Origin of the sequence: Planococcus donghaensis MPA1U2, assembly GCF_000189395.1 — a bacterium.
In the GTDB taxonomy this organism is placed as follows: Bacteria; Bacillota; Bacilli; order Bacillales_A; family Planococcaceae; genus Planococcus; species Planococcus donghaensis_B.
In genome coordinates this window covers 30,340-52,743 of the sequence record NZ_AEPB01000017.1, presented here as the reverse complement: position 1 = coordinate 52,743, position 22,404 = coordinate 30,340, and the positions used below count along the sequence as shown (strand labels likewise).

At 40.8% G+C, this 22,404-nt stretch carries 20 protein-coding genes, 1 tRNA gene and 1 other RNA gene; 18 read left to right on the top strand and 4 right to left on the bottom strand.

Features of this window, described 5'->3' with window-relative positions; genetic code table 11:
* Window positions 1-7: 7 nt before the first annotated feature.
* Window positions 8-619, bottom strand: coding sequence for an ATP-dependent Clp endopeptidase proteolytic subunit ClpP (gene clpP / locus GPDM_RS04925; protein ID WP_008429555.1), 612 nt, complete (start codon window positions 617-619; stop codon window positions 8-10).
* A 172-nt stretch (window positions 620-791) separates the two neighbouring features.
* On the opposite strand from clpP, the gene GPDM_RS04920 reads away from it, so the two are divergent.
* The 16 genes from GPDM_RS04920 (at window position 792) to GPDM_RS04845 (ending at window position 16,889) form a co-directional block, all read left to right on the top strand.
* Window positions 792-863: transfer RNA gene (locus GPDM_RS04920), tRNA-Arg, on the top strand.
* A 139-nt stretch (window positions 864-1,002) separates the two neighbouring features.
* Window positions 1,003-1,233 (top strand): glutaredoxin family protein, encoded by a 231-nt coding sequence (locus GPDM_RS04915; RefSeq protein WP_039862889.1) that lies wholly within the window; start codon window positions 1,003-1,005, stop codon window positions 1,231-1,233.
* Between the two features lie 107 nt (window positions 1,234-1,340).
* Window positions 1,341-2,384, top strand: a complete 1,044-nt coding sequence (locus GPDM_RS04910; RefSeq protein ID WP_008429552.1) for a sugar-binding transcriptional regulator — start codon at window positions 1,341-1,343, stop codon at window positions 2,382-2,384.
* Entirely contained in the window at window positions 2,385-3,392 is a 1,008-nt protein-coding gene (gene gap, locus GPDM_RS04905) for a type I glyceraldehyde-3-phosphate dehydrogenase (RefSeq protein ID WP_008429550.1), read from the top strand.
* A 111-nt stretch (window positions 3,393-3,503) separates the two neighbouring features.
* Entirely contained in the window at window positions 3,504-4,688 is a 1,185-nt protein-coding gene (locus GPDM_RS04900) for a phosphoglycerate kinase (RefSeq protein WP_008429548.1), read from the top strand.
* Window positions 4,689-4,715: 27 nt separating this feature from the next.
* Window positions 4,716-5,477, top strand: coding sequence for a triose-phosphate isomerase (tpiA, locus tag GPDM_RS04895; RefSeq protein WP_008429546.1), 762 nt, complete (start codon window positions 4,716-4,718; stop codon window positions 5,475-5,477).
* On the top strand, window positions 5,470-7,002 hold the full coding sequence (gene gpmI / locus GPDM_RS04890; RefSeq protein ID WP_008429544.1) for a 2,3-bisphosphoglycerate-independent phosphoglycerate mutase: 1,533 nt from the start codon (window positions 5,470-5,472) through the stop codon (window positions 7,000-7,002). The genes tpiA and gpmI overlap by 8 nt, the downstream gene beginning before the upstream one ends.
* A 15-nt stretch (window positions 7,003-7,017) precedes the next feature.
* Window positions 7,018-8,313 carry a phosphopyruvate hydratase gene (eno, locus tag GPDM_RS04885; protein WP_008429542.1) on the top strand — a complete coding sequence of 432 codons (1,296 nt, stop codon included), beginning with the start codon at window positions 7,018-7,020 and terminating at the stop codon, window positions 8,311-8,313.
* Between the two features lie 173 nt (window positions 8,314-8,486).
* Window positions 8,487-8,714 carry a preprotein translocase subunit SecG gene (secG, locus tag GPDM_RS04880; protein ID WP_008429540.1) on the top strand — a complete coding sequence of 76 codons (228 nt, stop codon included), beginning with the start codon at window positions 8,487-8,489 and terminating at the stop codon, window positions 8,712-8,714.
* 71 nt (window positions 8,715-8,785) lie between these two features.
* On the top strand, window positions 8,786-9,532 hold the full coding sequence (locus tag GPDM_RS04875; protein ID WP_008429538.1) for an alpha/beta hydrolase: 747 nt from the start codon (window positions 8,786-8,788) through the stop codon (window positions 9,530-9,532).
* A 24-nt stretch (window positions 9,533-9,556) separates the two neighbouring features.
* Window positions 9,557-11,881, top strand: coding sequence for a ribonuclease R (gene rnr / locus GPDM_RS04870; protein ID WP_008429536.1), 2,325 nt, complete (start codon window positions 9,557-9,559; stop codon window positions 11,879-11,881).
* 47 nt (window positions 11,882-11,928) lie between these two features.
* Window positions 11,929-12,393, top strand: a complete 465-nt coding sequence (smpB, locus tag GPDM_RS04865) for an SsrA-binding protein SmpB (RefSeq protein ID WP_008429534.1) — start codon at window positions 11,929-11,931, stop codon at window positions 12,391-12,393.
* An 84-nt stretch (window positions 12,394-12,477) separates the two neighbouring features.
* Window positions 12,478-12,831: a transfer-messenger RNA gene (ssrA, locus tag GPDM_RS16425) on the top strand.
* Between the two features lie 506 nt (window positions 12,832-13,337).
* Window positions 13,338-14,099: a SurA N-terminal domain-containing protein gene (locus GPDM_RS04855; RefSeq protein WP_008429529.1), complete on the top strand. Its 762-nt coding sequence runs from the start codon at window positions 13,338-13,340 to the stop codon at window positions 14,097-14,099.
* Window positions 14,100-14,413: 314 nt separating this feature from the next.
* Window positions 14,414-15,910: a glycine betaine uptake BCCT transporter gene (locus GPDM_RS04850; RefSeq protein WP_008429527.1), complete on the top strand. Its 1,497-nt coding sequence runs from the start codon at window positions 14,414-14,416 to the stop codon at window positions 15,908-15,910.
* Between the two features lie 79 nt (window positions 15,911-15,989).
* A complete protein-coding gene (locus GPDM_RS04845) occupies window positions 15,990-16,889 on the top strand; it encodes a 5'-3' exonuclease (RefSeq protein WP_008429526.1) in 900 nt (299 codons plus the stop codon).
* Here GPDM_RS04845 and GPDM_RS04840 read toward each other — a convergent pair.
* The 3 genes from GPDM_RS04840 to GPDM_RS04830 form a co-directional block, all read right to left on the bottom strand.
* Window positions 16,867-17,382, bottom strand: a complete 516-nt coding sequence (locus GPDM_RS04840) for a hypothetical protein (RefSeq protein ID WP_008429524.1) — start codon at window positions 17,380-17,382, stop codon at window positions 16,867-16,869. The two genes, GPDM_RS04845 and GPDM_RS04840, sit on opposite strands and share 23 nt — an antisense overlap.
* A gap of 38 nt (window positions 17,383-17,420) precedes the next feature.
* Complete coding sequence (locus GPDM_RS04835) at window positions 17,421-17,885, bottom strand: STAS domain-containing protein (RefSeq protein ID WP_008429522.1); 465 nt, start codon at window positions 17,883-17,885, stop codon at window positions 17,421-17,423.
* Between the two features lie 116 nt (window positions 17,886-18,001).
* Complete coding sequence (locus GPDM_RS04830) at window positions 18,002-18,322, bottom strand: thioredoxin family protein (RefSeq protein ID WP_008429521.1); 321 nt, start codon at window positions 18,320-18,322, stop codon at window positions 18,002-18,004.
* 211 nt (window positions 18,323-18,533) lie between these two features.
* On the opposite strand from GPDM_RS04830, the gene GPDM_RS04825 reads away from it, so the two are divergent.
* Both GPDM_RS04825 and GPDM_RS04820 read left to right on the top strand, forming a co-directional pair.
* Entirely contained in the window at window positions 18,534-20,918 is a 2,385-nt protein-coding gene (locus tag GPDM_RS04825; protein WP_008429519.1) for a 3-hydroxyacyl-CoA dehydrogenase/enoyl-CoA hydratase family protein, read from the top strand.
* Window positions 20,919-20,945: 27 nt separating this feature from the next.
* The gene (locus tag GPDM_RS04820) at window positions 20,946-22,121 is read left to right on the top strand and encodes an acetyl-CoA C-acetyltransferase (protein WP_008429517.1); all 1,176 of its coding nucleotides are present in this window, start codon (window positions 20,946-20,948) and stop codon (window positions 22,119-22,121) included.
* Window positions 22,122-22,404 lie beyond the last annotated feature (283 nt).

The following is a 22,404-nucleotide window of genomic DNA, read 5'->3' as shown; positions in this document are numbered from 1 at the left end:
ATTTTTTTTACATATCTTTTTTATGATTTTCAGGTAATTTACTGCGAGTGATTACTTGGTCGATCAAACCATATTCAAGTGCACGTTCAGCTGTCATAAAGTTATCGCGGTCTGTATCTTTCGCAATAACGTCAATTGGTTGACCAGTACGTTCAGAAAGAATTTGGTTTAACTTCTCACGAAGGTGTAGAATGCGTTTTGCTGCAATCTCAATTTCAGTTGCTTGTCCTTGTGCACCACCAAGAGGTTGGTGAATCATGACTTCAGCATTTGGAAGAGCTAGGCGTTTACCTTTTGTTCCGGCTGCAAGTAAGAAAGCGCCCATTGAAGCGGCCATACCGATACAGATTGTTTGAACATCTGGACGGATAAATTGCATTGTATCGTAAATTGCCATACCGGCTGTGATGCTACCGCCTGGGCTGTTAATATAGATCGAAATATCTTTATCTGGATCTTCTGCTTCTAGGAACAGAAGCTGTGCAACAATTGAGTTCGCAACATTATCGTCAATCGCGCTACCCAGCATAATGACACGGTCTTTTAACAAACGTGAGTAAATATCATAAGCACGCTCGCCTCGGCTAGTTTGTTCAATTACTGTAGGAATTAAGTTCATAGAATAGTTCCTCCTCGATTAAGTGATTTGCAAACATTGCTGAAAGTTCTCTCAGCTGTACTATTATCATACACATCATGGTCAATGAAGGTCAAATCTAACGAATTAAAAAAAGCAGCTTGATTAAGTTACAATATTTTCGTATAATAGAAAAGTCGCGAATAGCGAAAACGCCCTCGTAGTGTAATGGATCACACGTAAGATTCCGGTTCTTAAAATGGAGGTTCGATTCCTTCCGAGGGCATTTTAAAACTAACAGACTCTGCTCACCTAAATAGGTGGACAGAGTCATTTTTGTATAGAAGAACATATGCTGTGATTGTTGTTTACTGCAATAGGCATGGGGAATAGACAGTAAAGTAAAAGCCGAAAGGATGACAACTATGTTTACTTTATATACGCGTGCCAACTGTCCACTTTGTGAGGAAGCTAAATTGATGATTCAACTTGTTAATGAAGATATTCCGCTTTCTTATAAAGAAGTAGATATCGAAAGTGATGAGGTTCTGCATGAAAAGTACATGCTAATGATTCCCGTCTTAGAAAAAGATAAGGAAATATTATTATACGGCAATATCGGTTATATAGAATTAGTGGAAGCGTTAGAAAATTAACGCTTCTTTTTATTTGCAATTAAAAGAAAGATTGGGTAGAATGATTTTAGTGGGACGCAAAATTATTTAGTGGGACGAAAATTGTCCAATTAGAACGGAGTGAAAATATGGATGCATTATCTGTCGCTCAGCAAAAGCTGATGCCGGAAATGTCCGAACTCCTAAAAAAACGTTATCAAATTTTACAAATAATAAGTTTAGAACAGCCAATCGGCAGACGAACATTGTGTGAGGTTGCCGGCGGTACAGAACGTGAAATCAGAAAAGAAACAGACTTGCTGAGGAATCAGCAGTTGATTGAGATGAAGACGGCAGGTATGAAAGTTACTTCGCAAGGATTGGAAGTACTAGACAGACTGAAAGTGTTTATCCGCGAAATTTCTGGACTGACAGACATGGAAGTACAGCTGCAATCGATTTTAGGAATCTCAAAAGTGGTGATCTTGCCGCAAAATTCCGATGAAATTCCAGCTGTAAAATCCCACATCGGCAAAGAAGCAGCCAAATTACTTGAAACTGTATTTGGTCGCTACAAGAAAATTGCCGTAACAGGCGGTAGTACGATGGCCGCCATTTCTAAAGAATTATCGATTGGGAAATCTGATCGAGCGCTTCAATTTATCGCAGCACGTGGTGGACTTGGAGAAGATGTTTTGCACCAAGCCAATACCATCGCAGCAGCATTTGCTGAAAAAACAGGTGGTTCTTTTAAAACACTTTATTTGCCGGATCACTTAAGTGCAGAGGCATTTGAAATGATGATGAAAGAACCTGTCATCAAGGAAATGATGGACTTGTATGATCAAACGGATGTTGTTGTGCACGGAATTGGCGATGCAGAAGAAATGGCGGTTCGCCGTCATTCTTCTTTAGAAGAAGTGAAAATGATTCGTTCAGGCGGAGCGGTGAGTGAGGCTTTCGGCTATTATTTCGATAAAGACGGAAAAATTGTTTATCGCATCCGCACAGCGGGCATTCAGTTAGAGCAGGTGCAAAAAGCAAAAACGGTGTTGGCAGTTGCTGGTGGTGAATCAAAAGCAAGAGCGATTTTGTCTTATGCTAAAAATGCAGCCGGTCCGACAGTGTTGATCACAGACGAGGGTGCTGCACGAAGAATTATCGAACTAACTAAAAAATTGGAGGAATTATAAATGACTTTAAAATTAGCAATTAACGGATTTGGACGTATTGGACGTATTGTATTTCGTCAAGCTTTAACAAATGACGAAGTAGAAGTGGTAGCAGTAAACGATTTAACAGATGCAAAAATGCTTGCACATCTTTTGAAATACGATTCAGTTCACGGAATTTTAGATGCTGAAGTTTCAGTTGACGGAGACAACATTGTTGTTAACGGCAAAACAATCCGCGTATTCTCTGAAAAAGATCCAGCAAACCTTCCTTGGGGCGAGCACGGCGTAGACATCGTTGTTGAATCTACTGGATTCTTCACAGATCCTGCTTCTGCTTCTAAACACATCGAAGCTGGCGCGAAAAAAGTTATCGTATCTGCTCCTGGTAAAAACGGCATGAAGACACTTGTTATGGGTGTAAACCATGAATCTTATGACCCAGCAGAACATGATGTTATTTCTAACGCTTCATGTACTACAAACGGACTTGCAGGAATGGCAAAAGTATTGAATGAACGTTTTGGCATCAAGCACGCTATGATGACAACAATTCATTCTTATACAAATGACCAAATTCTTTTAGACTCTCCGCACAGTGACTTCCGTCGTGCGCGTGCAGCTGCAGAATCAATGATTCCAACAACAACTGGAGCAGCTTTAGCAGTTGCAAAAGTATTGCCTGAATTAGAAGGCAAAATTGATGGGATGGCAATCCGCGTTCCAACACCAAACGTTTCTCTTATCGATTTAGTTGCTCACCTTGAAAAAGATGTAACTGTCGAAGACGTAAACAATGCGTTAAAAGAAGCATCAGAAAACGAATTAAAAGGGTTAATGGATTACAGCGATCTACCGCTTGTTTCTAGAGACTATAACGGCAACACAGCATCAGCTACAATCGATGGCCAGTCTACAATGATGGTTGGCGATAACATGGTTAAAGTTCTTTCTTGGTACGATAACGAGTCTGGTTACTCTAGCCGTTGTGTTGACCTTGCGCTTCATATGTACAAAACGGGATTGTAATCTCGAAATTATAGCTTAATTACCAATGAACCTCTATAATAAAAGAGGGTAATAGGGGCGGGGAACTTACCCCGCTCCTTATTTTTTTGAATACAAATAGGAGGTATTTTCATGCAGCAGAAAATGACCATGAAAGATTTGGATTTAAAAGGGAAACGCGTATTTTGCCGAGTCGATTTCAACGTACCGATGTCAGAAGGTAAAGTCACGGATGATACAAGAATTCGTGCAGCAGTGCCAACAATCGAATACTTAGTCGAACAAGGTGCAAAAGTAATTTTGGCTAGCCATTTAGGTCGTCCAAAGGGTGAAGTCAATGAAGAAATGAGAATTGCTGCAACAGGCGTCCGTTTAGGCGAATTGTTACATAAAGAAGTAAAGAGCCTAAACGAATCGATTGGTGAAGAAGTTGAAAAAGAAATTTCATCGATGCAAGAAGGCGACATTGTCTTACTAGAAAATGTTCGTTTCCATGCAGGCGAAGAAAAAAATGACGAAGAGCTTTCAAAAGCATTTGCATCGTTAGCAGATGTATTTGTCAATGACGCATTTGGTGCAGCTCACCGTGCCCATGCTTCAACAGCAGGCATTGCAAGCCATTTACCGTCCGTGTCAGGCTTATTGCTTGAAAAAGAGTTAGACGTATTAGGTAAAGCATTATCAGAGCCAGATCGTCCGTTTACGGCAATTATCGGTGGGGCGAAAGTTAAAGACAAAATTGGTGTCATTGATCACTTGTTAGACAAAGTGGATAATTTAATCATTGGCGGAGGGTTATCGTATACGTTTATCAAAGCGCAAGGCTATGAAATCGGAGATTCTCTTGTTGAAGAAGACAAGTTAGACTTAGCCAATTCGTTCATCGAAAAAGCAAAACAAAAAGGCGTTAAATTTTATTTGCCGGTAGATGCGACAGTAGCAAATGAATTTTCAAAAGACGCTGAAACAAAAAGCGTGAAAATCACAGAAATCCCAGCAGACTGGATGGGCTTAGACATTGGTCCTGAAACAGTGGCATTGTATTCAGATGTTATTAAAAATTCAAAATTGATCATTTGGAACGGACCAATGGGTGTGTTTGAAATGCCGGCATTTGAAAATGGCACAAAATCAGTGGCAAAAGCGATGGCTGAAACTTCAGGCTACACCGTAATTGGTGGGGGCGATTCTGCAGCAGCTGTTGAAAAATTTGATGTAGCTGAGAAAATGGATCATATCTCTACAGGCGGAGGCGCTTCGCTAGAGTTTATGGAAGGCAAGGATTTACCTGGCGTTAGCGCATTAACCGATAAATAAATCGATCAATTGAAAGGGAGTGCTTTTGTGAGAAAACCAATTATTGCAGGAAACTGGAAAATGTACAAAACAGCAACAGAGGCAAAAGAATTTGTCGAAGAAGTAAACGGCTTAGTGCCGAATGCTGAAAAACTGGATGCCGTTATTTGCGCACCAGCGTTATTTTTAGCGCAACTCGTCATTTCTTCAGAAAATAGCGCGCTTCAAATTGGCGCACAGACAATGTCTGAACAAGACGAAGGTGCTTTTACAGGAGAAATCAGTCCTGTCCAATTAGCGGATATTGGCGTGAAATACGTCATTATTGGTCACTCTGAACGCCGCCAATATTTCAATGAAACAGATGAATCGGTAAACCAAAAAGTCAAAGCGGCGTTTGCTCATGGACTAGTTCCGATCTTATGTGTCGGCGAAACACTTGAACAACGTGAAAATGGCGAAACAGGATCTGTTGTCGAAGCGCAAGTAGAAAAAGGAATATCTGGATTGTCAGAAGAGCAAATTACGCAATTAGTCATTGCCTATGAGCCTATTTGGGCAATCGGAACAGGTAAAACGGCTACTGCTGAAGATGCAAACGAGGTTTGCGGAATTGTACGCAAAAAAGTTGCATCGTTATATGAAGATCAAACAGCTGAACAACTTCGTATTCAATACGGCGGCAGTGTAAAACCTGCAAATGTCGATGAATTGATGGGCATGGAACATATTGACGGAGCATTAGTTGGCGGCGCCAGCTTAGAAGTCGAGTCTTTTGTGAAGTTGTTGGAGGCTGGTTCAAATGCGTAAAACCGAACATCCAGCGGCTCTCATCATTTTAGATGGATTTGGTTGTCGTGAAGAAACTTTCGGAAATGCAGTTGCACAAGCAAACAAGCCAAATTTTGACCGACTTTGGGAAACTTATCCGCATGAAATGCTGACAGCTTCAGGTGAAGCTGTCGGGTTACCAGATGGACAAATGGGAAATTCAGAAGTTGGCCATTTGAACATTGGTGCTGGACGTATTGTTTACCAAAATTTAACACGTATTAACAAAGCAATTCGTGAAGGTGATTTTTTCGAAAATCCTGCATTTCTTGAAGCAATTGCTAATGCTAAAAACAATGGCAAAGCACTTCACATTTTAGGCTTATTATCTGATGGTGGTGTACACAGTCATTACGCTCATCTTTTTGCTTTATTGGAACTTGCAAAACAACAAGGACTAACTGAAGTCTATGTACACGGTTTCCTTGATGGTCGAGATGTAGGACCAAAATCTGCGCTTGAATATGTAGAAGAAACTGAAAAGCAGATGAAAGAAATTGGTATTGGTAAATTTGCGTCAATTAGCGGACGATATTATGCAATGGACCGTGACAAGCGTTGGGAACGTGTAGAGTTAGCGTACCGAGTGTTAGTTGATGGAGTTGGCAAAACAGCAGAATCGGCAACAGCGGGCATTACGTCATCTTATGACGAAGACGTGGTGGATGAATTTGTAGTTCCGTTTGCAATTGAAGAAGACGGCAAACCGGTTGCAACAATTGATTCTGAAGACTCGTTAATTTTCTTCAACTTCCGACCAGATCGTTCAATTCAAATGACTTCGGCGTTTATTCGTGAAGATTTCAACGGATTTTCGTTAAGCGATAAACACCCTGAAAACTTAAGCTATATCACATTTACTTCTTATAGCGAAGAATTACCAACGCGTGTTGCGTTTGATACATTAAACTTAGAAAACACGATTGGTGAAGTTTTATCTTCAAATGGCTTAACTCAGTTGCGTATTGCAGAAACTGAGAAATATCCACACGTAACATTCTTTATGAGCGGCGGGCGCGAAGAAATTTTCCCAGGGGAAGATCGAATTTTAGTCGATTCACCAAAAGTAGCGACTTACGATTTGCAGCCAGAAATGAGTGCTTACGAAGTAACTGATCGTTTAGTTGAGCAAATTGAAGCGGGCGCACATGATGCGATCATCTTGAACTTTGCAAACCCAGACATGGTCGGTCACAGTGGTATGCTCGAACCGACAATGCGGGCTATTGAAGTAGTAGACGAATGTCTAGGTCGCATAGTAGATGCGCTACATGCGCAAGGCGGCTCGGCACTTATTACGGCTGACCATGGCAATGCTGACGAGGTTCGTACATTAGAAGGGCTACCAATGACGGCACATACTACGAACCAAGTACCGGTAATTTTGACGAAGTCAGGTCATGAACTTCGCAAAGGCGGCATTCTTGCCGACTTAGCACCAACTATTTTGAAAATGCTAGATGTTGAACAACCGGTTGAAATGACTGGAAAACCATTATATTAAAGGGAGCTGTTTTAATTGCCAATTATTACACACATTCAAGCACGCGAAATTTTAGATTCACGAGGAAACCCAACAATCGAAGTTGAAGTATTCACAGAAAGCGGCGCTTTTGGTCGCGCAATCGTACCATCAGGTGCGTCTACAGGTGAACACGAAGCAGTAGAACTACGTGATGGCGATAAGAGCCGCTACCTTGGTAAAGGTGTATTAAAAGCAGTAGAACACGTTGACGGTGAAATTGCTGAAGCATTAGAAGAAAAATACTCAGTGCTTGACCAAGTATCAATCGATAAAGCATTAATCGAATTAGATGGTACTGAAAACAAAGGTCGTTTAGGCGCTAACGCAATTCTTGGGGTTTCTCTAGCAGTTGCACACGCAGCAGCTAACTATTTAGATATTCCACTTTACCAATACTTGGGCGGTTTTAACGCTAAACAATTGCCAGTTCCAATGATGAATATCTTGAATGGCGGCGAACACGCTGATAACAACGTAGACATCCAAGAATTTATGGTAATGCCTGTTGGCGCAAAATCATTCCGTGAAGCCGTACAAATGGGCGCGGAAATTTTCCACAACTTAAAAGCTGTACTTAAAGAAAAAGGCTATAACACTTCTGTTGGGGACGAAGGCGGATTTGCTCCGAACTTAGGATCAAACGAAGAAGCATTAACAACAATTATGGAAGCAATCGAAAAAGCTGGATACAAACCAGGTTCAGATATCTTACTAGCAATGGACGTTGCGTCTTCTGAAATCTACGACAAAGAAAAAGGCGTTTACAACTTGCCAGGAGACAACACAGTAAAAACTTCTGCTGAAATGGTTGACTGGTACGAAGAGCTTTGCAACAAATACCCAATCATTTCGATTGAAGATGGCTTGGATGAAAACGACTGGGCTGGACATAAATTGTTAACAGAACGTATCGGCGACCGCGTGCAATTAGTAGGTGATGATTTATTCGTTACAAACACGAAGAAATTGTCTCAAGGAATTGAAGAAGGCGTCGCTAACTCAATCTTGATCAAAGTTAACCAAATCGGTACATTGACTGAAACGTTTGATGCAATCGAAATGGCGAAACGTGCTGGCTATACAGCAGTAATCAGCCACCGTTCAGGTGAGTCTGAAGATGTTACAATTGCAGACATTGCTGTTGCAACAAATGCTGGACAAATTAAAACAGGTGCACCATCTCGTACAGATCGCGTTGCGAAATACAACCAATTATTACGCATCGAAGATCAATTGTTCGAAACTGGCCAGTACCTAGGATTAAAAACTTTCTATAACTTGAAAAAATAAAGTAATTGAAAGTAGAATTTGATTGGGTTAAATAATTAGTAAGTCAAATTCTTTAATTTATCTTTTAGAAAATAGAAGGCAAATGCCTTCTATTTTCTATTTCTGTTGTCACCGGTCGCAATGTTTGGTAAACTTAATTTTGTTGTGAATGTTCGTTTCAGGAGGTGGAATTTATGCATACGTTGTTAATGACATTACTCGTCATCGTATCGCTCGCATTAATCGTAGTCGTTTTATTGCAATCTGGAAAAAGTGCAGGTCTTTCAGGAGCCATCTCCGGTGGAGCAGAGCAACTTTTCGGTAAGCAAAAAGCTCGTGGCTTGGACTTAGTCTTACATCGAGTAACGATTGTACTTGCTGCCTTATTCTTTATTCTGGCTATTGCCGTAACGAAAGTTTAATGTAGATGATTAAATCGCCTGACCATACATGGTTAGGCGTTTTCTTTTAGTATTAGAATGGAGGAGTTTTCATGCGAGTTTCGCAACCAAAACCATTTTTCTTTAAAAAAGGCCCACGGGCAGTAATTCTTTTGCATGGCTTTACAGGAAATTCAGCAGATGTTCGGATGTTGGGACGCTTTCTTGAAACTAATGGATATACAAGCATAGCACCGCATTACGCAGGGCACGGCGTGGCACCAGAAGAATTGGTTGGCACAGGGCCAGCGGATTGGTGGAAAGACGTAGAGCAAGCGTATGACACGTTAATCGAAGAAGGCTACTCTGAAATTGCAGTAGCTGGTTTGTCGCTTGGCGGCGTATTTAGCTTGAAATTAGGGTATACAAAGCCTATCAAGGGCATTGTTTCGATGTGTGCACCAATGAATATGAAATCTACAGATTTAATGTATCAAGGTGTATTGAAATATGCGCGCGATTATAAGAACTATGAAGGAAAAAGCGATGAACTTATCGAAAAAGAAATAGAGGCTTTTCAAGAAAAGCCGATGGAATCATTGGCTGATTTGCGTGCCTTGGTTGCAGATGTAAAAGAGCATGTAGATCACATTTATGCGCCTTTATTCGTTGTTCAAGGTAGATTAGATACCGTAATTGATACAGATTCAGCTAATGTCATTTACGACAATTCAGAATCGACCGATAAACACATAAAATGGTATGAAAATTCGGGTCATGTTATTACGCTCGATAAAGAAAAAAAGCAATTGCACGAAGACATTTTCACATTTCTTGAATCATTAGATTGGAGTGTGTGAACTGTTATAAAGGAGGAGTTAGATTTGGGGAATCCCGAAAAATCATTAGAGCAGCGCTTATTGGTTTTCATGCGTGAAGAAGCTTATAAACCGCTGACTGTACAAGAAATAGAAGAACAATTTGGTTTTGAAGATGCTGATGAATTTACAGAGTTAGTAAAGACGTTAGTAAGACTAGAAGAATCTGGAACACTTATCCGTTCAAGATCTAACCGATATGGCGTGCCAGAACGAATGAATGTTATGCGCGGCAAATTCATCGGACATCCAAAAGGATTTGGCTTTGTTGCACCTGAAGAAGCAGGATTAGACGATGTCTTTATCCCGCCAACTGAAGTGAATGGCGCAATTAATGGAGACACTGTATTAATCCGCATATCCGAAGGTTCTTCAGGAGATCGCCGTGAAGGCGCAATTATTCGGATTATTGAACGTGGAACGACTAAAGCTGTCGGAACGTTCCAAGAAAACAAAGGATTTGGCTTTGTTGTAACAGATGACAAGAAAATGAATATGGATATCTTTATCGCAAAAGACGACACCTTAGGCGCAGTAGATGGTCATAAAGTTGTGGTAGAAATTACTGGATGGCCAGAAGGCAGAATGTCAGCAACCGGCATGGTAACGCAAATTCTTGGGCACAAAAACGATCCAGGTGTTGATATTCTTTCCATTATTCATAAATATGGCATCGAAACGGAATTTCCGCCAGATGTATTAGAACAAGCAAATAATGTGCCAGATCAAATTGATCCGGCAGATTTAAACGACCGTCGCGACTTACGCAACGAACAAATTGTAACAATTGATGGAGCTGACGCTAAAGATTTAGATGATGCCGTTCAAGTTGTAAAATACGAAGACGGTACTTATAAATTAGGCGTTCACATCGCTGACGTTAGTCATTACGTAACGGAAGGCTCTCCAATTGACCGTGAAGCTTATGATCGTGCTACAAGTATTTATTTGACGGATCGCGTGATCCCAATGATTCCACATCGCTTGTCGAATGGGATTTGCTCGTTAAATCCACAAGTAGACCGTTTGACATTGTCTTGTGAAATGATTTTCAATGATCAAGGCGAAGTGCAATCACATGAAATTTTCCAAAGTGTTATTAACACGTCCGCTCGTATGACATACACGGATGTTTACGAAATTTTAGAGCAAGACAATCAAGAACTGAAAGAACAATATAGCGAATTAGTGCCTATGTTTGAATTGATGAAAGAATTAGCAGAAGTTCTTCGCACAAAACGCATGCGCCGCGGAGCTATTGATTTTGACTTTAAAGAGTCGAAAGTATTAGTTGATGAAAACGGTTATCCAGTAGATGTTGTGATTCGCGAACGTACAGTTTCGGAACGTTTAATCGAAGAATTTATGCTAGCTGCCAATGAAACAGTAGCTGAGCATTTTCATAACATGGAAGTTCCAGCAATTTACCGCATTCACGAAGATCCAAAACCAGAAAAATTACAACGCTTTTTCGAATTTGTTACGAACTTTGGAATTGTGGTAAAAGGGTCTGGTACACAAATTCATCCGCGTGCTTTGCAAGAAATTGTTGAATCAATTGCAGGAACACCAGAAGAACCGGTTATTTCCACAATGATGTTGCGTTCAATGCAACAAGCAAAATACTCTGCTGAAAGTTTAGGGCATTTTGGCTTATCAACCGAATTTTATACACATTTCACATCACCGATTCGTCGTTACCCCGATTTAATCGTGCATCGCTTGATCCGCACATATTTAATCGAAAAAGACTTGTCGAAAAAAACAATCGCTTATTGGGATGCCAATATGGATGATATTGCAACGCATACGTCAGAACGTGAACGCCGCGCAGTAGAAGCAGAACGCGACACGGATGCATTGAAAAAATCTCAATTTATGGCTGATAAAATTGGTGAACAGTTTACAGGAATTATTTCTTCAGTGACGAATTTCGGTTTGTTTATCGAACTGCCGAATACGATTGAAGGCTTGGTGCACGTCTCTAATATGACGGACGATTATTACCGTTTTGACGATCGCAGCATGATGATGATAGGTGAACGTTCAAACCGCCAATTCCGTATTGGTGACGAAATAGAAATCAAAGTCATCGGTGTTAAACCTGAGGAATCATCAATTGATTTTGAAATTGTCGGCATGGTGCAAACGCCTCGTCGCACAAGAAAAGATCAACCCAAAGTAATTCGTGCGAACAAAAAAGATGGCGCTGGGAAACCAGGACGCGATGGCAAAAAGCCCGAAGGCGGCGGTCCAACACGCAAGCCGAAAAACAAAAAGAAAAAGTTTTACGAAAATGTAGCAAAACAAGGACGCAAAAAGAAAAAATAAAAAGCGGCGCACATGCCGCTTTTTGAATCTAGTTGAGGTGAAACCACATGGCCAAAGGAGAAGGCAAAGTAATTGCCCAAAACAAGAAAGCCGGTTTCGATTTCTTTATTGAAGAAACAATCGAAGCAGGTATCGTCTTGCAAGGAACCGAGATTAAGTCCGCACGAAACGGCAAAGTCCAATTAAAAGATTCGTTTGTTCGAATTCGTAATGGCGAAGCTTGGATTTCAAATATGCACATCAGCCCTTATGATCAAGGCAATCAGTTTAACCACGACCCTACACGGTCGCGTAAACTGTTATTGCACAAAAAGCAAATTGCGAATTTATTGGCACATTCAAAAGTGCAAGGTTCTGCGATTATTCCACTGAAAATGTACTTGAAGGACGGATTTGCTAAAGTATTGCTTGGTGTCGGTAAGGGTAAGAAAAACTACGACAAACGAGAAGACTTGAAGAAAAAAGACGCAAAACGAGAAATCGACCGTGCGATGAAAGAACGTAACCGCTAAGACTTGATGTCTGACCATTGGTACTTTATAATGGGTTTATAGCACATGAAGCTGTTTATACATCTTCCGTGTCTCTTTTAATGAGGGGACGTTACGGATTCGACAGGGATGATCTGGGCTTGAGTTGCGCGTCGGAGGGTCGTCTTCGTCACAAACGCATTTATAACAACTGGCAAAACAAACCAAAACCTAGCATTCGCAGCGTAAGCTCGGATCTGCTTTATCTATCCATCGCCCATGTGGCTAGGTAAAGCTCAACTTTAGTGGGATACACCGGTTGCTACCATCTGAGGCAACCGGGAGAGATTCTCAGATTAGTGCCCAGGACGCCTGCTTATCGGCAGAATGGCGCATGAAACCTTAATAGATGAGCTACACGCGTAGATGCTTAAGTAGCGGAGTTTCTGGACGCGGGTTCGACTCCCGCCGTCTCCATAGTGAGATAAAAAACGTCAAAACCTTAACTGGTTTTGGCGTTTTTTTGTGGGGTTAAGACTTTTTAATATGCTTGTAGCCATTAATTTTAGTATTCATCGAACCTTTATCAATCATGTACGTCCTATTACCGTATGACTTCGAAAGAGGGTGACCGGATGGGTTTTTGGTATTTCTTAATTTTATTGCTTGGACTATGTTTATTCATTTCTGGGCTATTAATGACAAAGCGACTTCAGGTACCAATTCGGATTGGATTACTGATCGTAGGAACCCTCTTTATAGCACTTTCCTTGTTTATGTTTTCACCCGGAAGTGCTGAAATCATTGCGGATTTATTTAATTTGAATAGATCTTAACAATTCAAAACGTGCTCTTTTTACGAACTAACATAGCAAACTCGTGTAGCTTATTGAAAAACAAGTAAGTACCCCAAAAAGGTTATTGTTTTTACAGCTCCGCACAATGTGCTACAATAACCGACATTATGTTTGAAGGGAGAATAACCCATGATTAAAAAATGGTTTTTAACAATTGTACTTGGAGGATCCATGGTAGCATTAGCTGCTTGTGGTGATGATACAGCTAAAGAAACAGAAGGTGAAGAAACACCGCAAGAAGAGGTTGCAACAGATCAAGAAAGCGGCGAACAACCAGAGATGCCAGAAGCTGATTTAGAAGGTATTCCAGAAGTTGTCGCAGAAGTAAATGGTGAAGAAATCACAAAAGAGGATTTTGAGTCTATTTATACCGGACAGTTTGAACAAATGGCGATGCAATCTCAGCTGTCTGGTCAAGAAGTTGACCAAAGTCAGTTAAAAGAGCAAGTGGCAGATAGCTTAGTTGCGCAGGAATTGCTTGTTCAAGAAACAGAAAAGCAAAAACTGACTGCCTCTGAAGAACAGACGAATACAGCGCTAGAAGAGTTAGCTCAGCAAAATGGTTTGACCTCTTCAGATGAATTATTGGCAGCTTTAAAAGAGCAAGGGATTTCTGAAGAAGAAGTCATGAAACAAATTGAAACGCAAGTGAAGATCGAGCAGTTGATTGCCGCAGAAACTGGTGAAATCAAGTTGACTGATGAAGAACTACAAACTTACTATGATGAAGCAAAAGCTCAGCAAGAAGAAGCTGGCGGCGAAGAAATTCCAGCTTTTGAAGATGTAAAACCGCAAATTGAAGAACAATTGAAAGTACAAAAAGAAAGCGAAGCAACACAAGCTTTAATCGCAAAACTTCGTGAACAAGCAGAAGTTACAATTAACCTCTAAATAAAAAACCAGATTCCTTGTGAATCTGGTTTTTTATTTAGAAGAATATAAAGAGAGAAACATAGATTTAATAGGGTTTCTGTTGTCAAATCCCCAGGGTTTTATAGCCAATTGTCAATGAGTGGATTTGACAGGACCGGAAATTTTCCGTATCCTATAGACTTGTGATAAAGAGAAACTTCAATCAGCGGGGGCTCTTTTTCCTCCGCTGATTTTTAGTTGATCAGTACGGACTTTGGCGGTCAGAAGATTGCTATTTAGAATAATAGGATTTACTGAGCGTTAAAGCAGAAAAAAAAGAGGAGAGATAGTATATGAAGAAAGTAACCAATGTTTTTTGGATTGCTCTTGCACTGGCATTACTGGCCATTGGCTTCGGCGCATTTGCACCCGATAGTTTTGCAGAAGTTACAGGAAATATAAAATCATTCCTAACAACTTCGTTTGGGTGGTATTACCTATTAATCGTTTCAGTGATGGTTTTATTCTGTTTGTTTTTCCTGATCAGTCCGATGGGGCAAATCAAACTGGGGAAAGACTCAGATAAACCCGAATTTTCATTCGGCACATGGATTGCCATGCTGTTTTCAGCAGGAATGGGAATTGGTCTAGTTTTCTGGGGAGCTGCAGAACCGTTATCGCATTTCGCGATTGGTCCAGCAACCGCAGAAGCTGGCACCGCTGAAGCAATGCGCGAATCAATGCGTTTCAGCTTTTTCCACTGGGGAATTCATGCGTGGGCTATTTATGCCGTAGTGGCATTAGCACTCGCATATGCTCAGTTCCGAAAAGGGGAACCTGGATTGATCTCGGCAACTTTAAAGCCGTTGTTTGGCGATAAAATGAAGGGGCCATGGGGTACTTTTGTAGACGTCATCGCTGTTTTTGCAACAGTTGTCGGCGTTGCTACTACTCTTGGATTTGGAGCGATTCAAATCAATGGTGGTCTTGCTTATTTATTTGATAGAATACCAGGAGATAGCTTTGGTGTTCAATTAGTTATCATTGGAGTTGTTACTGTATTATTCATGATCTCTGCTTGGTCTGGATTAAGCAAAGGGATCAAATACCTTTCCAATGCTAACATGGTATTGGCAGTTGCATTACTGGCTGCAATGATTATTTTAGGACCGACTTTACTGATTATGAATATGTTCACCGACACAATCGGCACATACTTCCAAAATTTTGTGGAAATGAGTTTCCGAGCAGCACCTATTGATGGTGAAAATCGTGCTTGGATTGATGGTTGGACAATCTTCTATTGGGCTTGGTGGATTTCATGGGCACCATTTGTTGGTATTTTTATCGCTCGTGTATCTAGAGGACGGACAATCCGTCAGTTCCTTTTAGGCGTCTTGTTACTTCCAACGTTTATCAGCTTCCTTTGGTTTGCTGCTTTTGGAACGACTGCTATTGATGTGCAAAACAGTGGCGTAGACTTAACTAGCTTACTGACAGAAGAAACATTGTTCGCAGTGTTTAATGAGTTGCCGTTTGGTGTCTTGTTATCAGTAATTGCAGTATTCTTGATTACAACGTTCTTCGTTACTTCTGCCGATTCGGCGACATTCGTTCTTGGGATGCAAACTACAGGCGGTTCGTTATATCCACAGAACTCTGTAAAACTGACGTGGGGAGTGGCCCAATCGTCTATCGCTGTAATTCTTTTGTCTACAGGTGGACTGGGTACATTGCAAACGGTATTGATTATAGTAGCGTTCCCATTCTCGGTCATTATGCTGTTAATGATGGCTTCTTTCTATAAGGCATTAAGCATCGAATACAAAGCTATAAAACGTAAACGTTAAAACCGCCGCTTCGGCGGTTTTTTCATTACATAAGCTTTATAATGGAATGTAAGCAATAAAAAGATGGAGGATTTATAGTATGGAAAAACCACATGTATTATTAATAGATGGCATGGCGTTGTTGTTTCGCTCATTTTTCGCGACTTCTGCTGTGAATCAATATTTTAGAACAACTGAAGGCTTGGCCACAAACGGCGTACAAGGATTTACGCGTCACGTTTTAACGGCGAAAACAATGATGAAGCCAACACATATGGCAGTTTGTTGGGACATGGGTTCTAAAACATTCCGCACCGATTTGTTTGATGGCTATAAAGCAAATCGACCAGCTCCTCCAGAAGACATGGTGCATCAGTTTGACTGGGCACAAGAAATTTCAGAGCAGCTTGGCTGGAAAAATTATGGTGAAGCAGGAATTGAAGCAGATGATTTTATCGGCTCATTTACGAAGCAATGGCAAGATCAAGTAGACTTTACCATCATCACGGGGGATAAAGACATGTTGCAATTGTTAACGCCTTCGGTCAATATTGCATTCATGAAAAAAGGGTTTCACGTTTATGACGTTTACACAGAAGCACGGTTTATAGAAGAGTACGGTATTCAACCATCCCAGTTTGCAGACGTAAAAGCGTTTATGGGCGATCCGAGTGATGGTTACCCAGGGGTAAAAGGGATTGGACCGAAAACGGCTCTTCAACTTATTCAAAACTATGGTTCAACAAATGGTGTATTAGAAGCAATTGAAGAATTAAAGCCGGCACAGAAAAAGAAAATTGATGAACACAAGGATATGTTGTTGCTATCAAAAAAACTGGCTGTCATCAAATGTGACATCCAGTTGGACGTGTCGCTAGAAGAAATTACGGTTCCTAACTACACGAATGACCATATTCAATTATGTCGCGACCAACAATTGACTCTGCTCGCTAAACAGCTCGAGAAAAACGTTGGCGCTACAACCGATCCTTGGGTATGATTTTAACAAAAGTTAATACGTTCTGATTTTCTCGATAAGAAACCGTCCGCATTTTACTGGGACGGTTTTTTTGTCCGTTATCATGAATATAAAGAATGAGATCATTTGTCTTTTGTTCAAAGCCAATTAACGGTACCCAGTGATAATTGTATAGCGGTTTTGAAAACCAATGAAACGTGAAATAACGGTCAAATTTCATCGCAAGCGGTCGTTCAGAGAGTAATTCTTCTTTTACTTCTTCAATAGCAGTGATTTTTTTGACTTCATAACGTATACCACCGATTTTATGAAAGTTTTTTACGAGTCTCCAAGTAAACAACCCAATAGGGGTTGAACCTAGTAAACGGTAAACTTGGTTAACAGCAACTTCAAGTTTTTCGTAATGTTGCAAAATAGCTGCTACAGTTACTGGGCCGCATGCAGAAGCTCGGTATTTTTTCGAAATGTGTTTATCGTATTGAGAAAGACCTTGAAAAGCAATCAGTTTTTTCATGGACTTGACCTCCAAATCGTCACTTGCGATTAATCACATCAAATTTTCGGTACTGATTTCTTACTTTCATTCAGTACATGTTCAAGTGCTACTTTAAAAGTTGTATAAACTTCTAATTCAACTTGAATGCCGGCATGGACAATTTCACGAACGAATAGCGGGTTAAAGCCGACATAAATAGCGCGTAAGCCCATTAATCCAAGTGCAGAGTTTAATTGACTAAGTTCACTTGCCAAGCCATTATAGTCAAACTCCATTAAGTCATCGGTAGTTACTCCTGTAAAATCAAAGATAACCCGTTCTGTATCGCGGTATTTTTCTGCATACTCTAATACTGCAGTACGAATCATCTCAAAACGATCCGTAAAAATAAAGCCTGCGATGGGTACTAAAATCGTTTTAGGCACGACCGATGGAATAATCGGGGCCGACATATTTTTTATCAGCTTTTTAAAATAAACTAGCTGTTCTTGTAATTGTTGTATTTCTTGTTGTGGATCCATTCCTATACCTCCGAAAATTGTAATAAGTGTCAATCATATAGCTGTTCACACTATACCATTTTATATATAAATTGTTACTCCTTATAGTATAGCGAAAAAAACGAGTAGGCGGGAGCCTACTCGTTTTGATCGTTTAAAAAGTTTGTAACTGATTCAGGTGATTTAGCGTTTGCGCTATGAAGGTGAGCTGTTTTTTCTCCACCTTTGAAAATTAGCAAACTCGGAATACCCATTACATCATATTTTTCAGCAATGTCTGGAAGTTCGTCGCGATTAACATCCAACCATTGGTATTGGTTATATTCTTCAACGATTGGGTCGATAAACATATCCATTCTTCTGCAGTCTGGGCACCAACCAGCTTGGAATTTTACGATGACAGGTTGTTCACCGTTAATTGCTTCGTTAAATTGTTCAGTTGTAGTAAGTGATTTCATTTCGAGTGCCTCCTTATAGGTTCTCTTCTAGTTTACCGTGCTTTTAGTAAATCGCAAATTATTTGTCTTTGAAAAATCTAGGGAAATTTTAACGATTAAATATTGCGAAAATAAGGAAAATAACTTACACTAAGAGACATAGAAGAACGTTCTATTTTTTTAAACTAAAAATGAATGAGTATTCATTCAAAAATTCAAGGAGGGTTTGCTAGTGGCTTACCAAATTAGAAAAGCGGCTGTACTCGGTTCAGGTGTTATGGGTTCAGGAATTGCAGCGCACCTTGCAAATATAGGGATTCCAGTTATGTTACTTGATATTGTTCCGCGTGAATTGTCGAAAGAAGAACAAGCAAAAGGATTAACGCTTGAAGACAAAGTGGTACGTAATCGTATGGCAACAGGTTCCATTCAAAAGCTACTAAAACAAAAACCAGCTCCATTAACAGCAAAAAAGAATCTTCAATTGATCACACCAGGTAACCTAGAAGATGATTTGGAGAAACTAAAAGATGTGGATTGGATTATAGAAGTCATTGTTGAAAACCTTGATATAAAGAAATCTTTATATGAAAAAATTGATGGAGTAAGAAAAGAAGGAACAATTATTTCTTCAAATACTTCCGGTATTAGCATCAATGCCATGGTTGAAGGACGTTCAGAAGATTTCGGGAAACATTTCTTAGGAACGCATTTCTTTAATCCGCCGCGTTACTTGAAATTGCTAGAAATCATTCCAGCGAAAACGACAGCTCCAGAAGTACTGGAATTTATGTCGACATTCGGAGAAGACCAGTTAGGAAAAGGCGTTGTTGTCGCAAAAGATACACCAAACTTTATCGCTAACCGAATTGGCACTTACGGCTTACTTGTCACGTTACGTGAAATGATGGCACGCAATTATTCAATCGGTGAAGTAGACTCTGTTACTGGACCGCTAATCGGTCGTCCGAAATCAGCTACGTTTAGAACATTAGATGTTGTCGGTCTGGATACATTCATGCATGTTTCTAAAAATGTATACGATCAAACTTCAGGTGAAGAACAGAAAGTGTTTGATGCTCCAGAATTTATGAAAAAGATGGTTGAAAATGGCTGGTTAGGAGCTAAATCTGGTCAAGGTTTCTTCTTGAAAAAAGATAAAGAGATTTTAGAACTTGATCCAGAAACATTGGAATATCGACCAGCCGGCAAATTGAAAACGCCTTCACAAGAAATGGCTAAACAACAAAAAGGCCTCGCAGCCAAAATGAAAAAGCTTGTTTATGCAGAAGATCGTACGGGCGAATTATTGTGGAGTATACTTTCTCCGACATTGCGCTATTCGGCTGAATTGAATGGAGAAATTGCAGACGATATCGTGGCTATTGATAATGCTATGAAATGGGGCTTTGGTTGGCAACAAGGACCATTTGAAACATGGGATGCAATTGGCGTAAAAAAATCAGTAGAAAAAATGACACAAGAAGGCCATGCAGTTCCTGCATTTGTACAAGCTTTAATAGATAGTGGGAATGAAAACTTCTATAAAGAACAAGATGGCGATCTTCATTTCTTTGATGGCACAACCTATCAGCCAGTACCAGCGAATGAAAAAGTCATAGATTTAAAACGCTATAAGAAAAAACACGGGGTCATCAAATCTAATTCAGGTGCCAGCTTAATTGATTTAGGAGACGGGATTGCTTTATTAGAATTCCATTCGCGTTCAAATGCTATTGGGTTAGACATTATGCAAATGATCAATTTCGCAGTAGATGAAGTTGATAAAAATTACAAAGGACTTGTTATTGGTAACCAAGGCAAAAATTTCTGTGTTGGTGCTAACCTAGGTATGATCTTGATGGAAGCACAAGACGATAATATTTTTGAACTTGATTTCACAATCAAAACTTTCCAAAATGCCATGATGAAACTAAAATACAGCAATAAACCAGTTGTTGCAGCACCATTTGGCATGTCTCTTGGCGGAGGTGCAGAAGTTACGTTGCCAGCTGCGCACATACAAGCTTCGATGGAAACATACATGGGTCTTGTCGAAGTCGGTGTTGGGTTAATTCCAGGCGGTGGCGGAAACAAAGAGCTGTATATGAAACAATTGAAAGGTTTGCCAAACGGCGTAACGATAGATTACTTGAATATCGCCACAAAAGTATTTGAATCTATCGCGATGGCGAAAGTGTCAACTTCAGCAGAAGAAGCACGTGAAAACAACTTCTTAAACTTTGTGGATGGCATTAGCGTTAATAGCGACCATCTTCTATACGATGCAAAGCAAGCGGCTCTTTCATTATATGAAAATGGCTACCAAGCGCCGCTACGCGAAAAAGTTCCAGTTCCAGGTGAGCCAGGTTATGCAACGCTTCTTTTAGGTGCGGAAGGCATGTTCATTTCTGGTTATATTAGTGAACACGACTTGAAAATTGCTAAAAAACTAGCGTTTGTTCTAGCAGGCGGCAAAGTTCCATACGGCACAAAAGTAGATGAGCAATACTTGCTTGATCTTGAGCGCCAAGCGTTCTTAAGCCTAGTCGCAGAACCAAAAACCCAGCAACGTATGCAACATATGCTGGTTAAAGGAAAACCATTACGTAATTAATCGTTGATATAAAAGGAGGAAACACATATGCGTGAAGCAGTAATAGTGGCCAGTGCTCGAACACCGGTCGGAAAAGCGACAAAAGGTTCGTTAGCAACTGTGCGACCGGATGATTTCGGTGCATTAGTTGTGCGAGAAGCGCTACAACGAGCAGGTGGCTACGACGGACCCATCGATGATTTAATCATGGGTTGCGCAATGCCAGAAGCAGAACAGGGCATGAACATTGCTCGTAACATTGGAGCACTTGCAGGATTGCCGGATACAGTTCCAGCTGTCACTGTAAACCGTTTTTGTTCATCGGGCCTTCAAACAATCGCTTATGCAGCAGAACGAATTATGGTCGGATCAGCCGAAGCGATTATCGCAGGCGGCGTAGAATCGATGAGCATGGTGCCGATGATGGGGAACGTGATTCGTCCAAATTCTAAACTAGCGGAGACAGCTCCTCAATATTATATGAGTATGGGACATACAGCAGAGCAAGTTGCAACCAAATACGGCGTGAGCCGCGAGGACCAAGATGCATTTGCTGTTCGTTCTCATGAAAAAGCAGCAGCAGCCATAGCAGCTGGGCATTTTGATGATGAAATTGTACCCGTTGAAGTAACAAAACGTTACGTCGATGAAAATAACAAATACCAAGAAAAAACATCGATGTTCACAATGGACGAAGGCGTTCGTCACGGAACAAATTCAGATGGACTTGGCAAATTGCGTCCAGCTTTCTCAGCGCGTGGATCGGTTACGGCTGGAAACTCATCGCAAACTTCTGACGGTGCTGGGGCATTGCTGGTCATGGACCGGGAAAAAGCTGAAGCGCTTGGACTCAAGCCAATCGCGAAATTCCGTTCATTCGCTACAGGTGGCGTTCCACCAGAAATTATGGGGATCGGACCGATTGTCGCAATTCCAAAAGCATTAAAATTAGCTGGACTAACGATTGATGACATCGATGTTTGGGAACTAAACGAAGCATTCGCTTCGCAATCACTAGGTGTTATCCGGGAACTTGGTCTGGATATTGACAAAGTAAACTTTAACGGCGGTGCCATCGCACTCGGTCACCCACTTGGTGCAACAGGCTCAATTTTAACCATTCGCATGATGAGTGAGTTAAAACGCCAAGGCAAACAATTTGGTGTCGTAACAATGTGTATCGGCGGAGGAATGGGCGCAGCAGGCGTCTTTGAAATGCTGTAGAGAATTGAAAAGAAAGAAATCGCTCCAGACGGACGCTTTCCGCGGGCGAAGCGCTGAGCCTCCTCGTCGCAAGCTCCTGCGGGGTCTCATCACTCCGCTTTCCCGCAGGAGTCGCCGCCTTACGCTCTTTCTCAATAGTTAACTATTTGAAAATAAGATGAATGATATAAGCCATTCACTAAGATGTGAAGCAAATCAACGGAGACTCCAGCGGGATAGTGAAGTGTCGAAATCCACTCGGGCGTATAGCCCGAGTTAGTTCGGCGCAAGCCCGCAGGAAAGC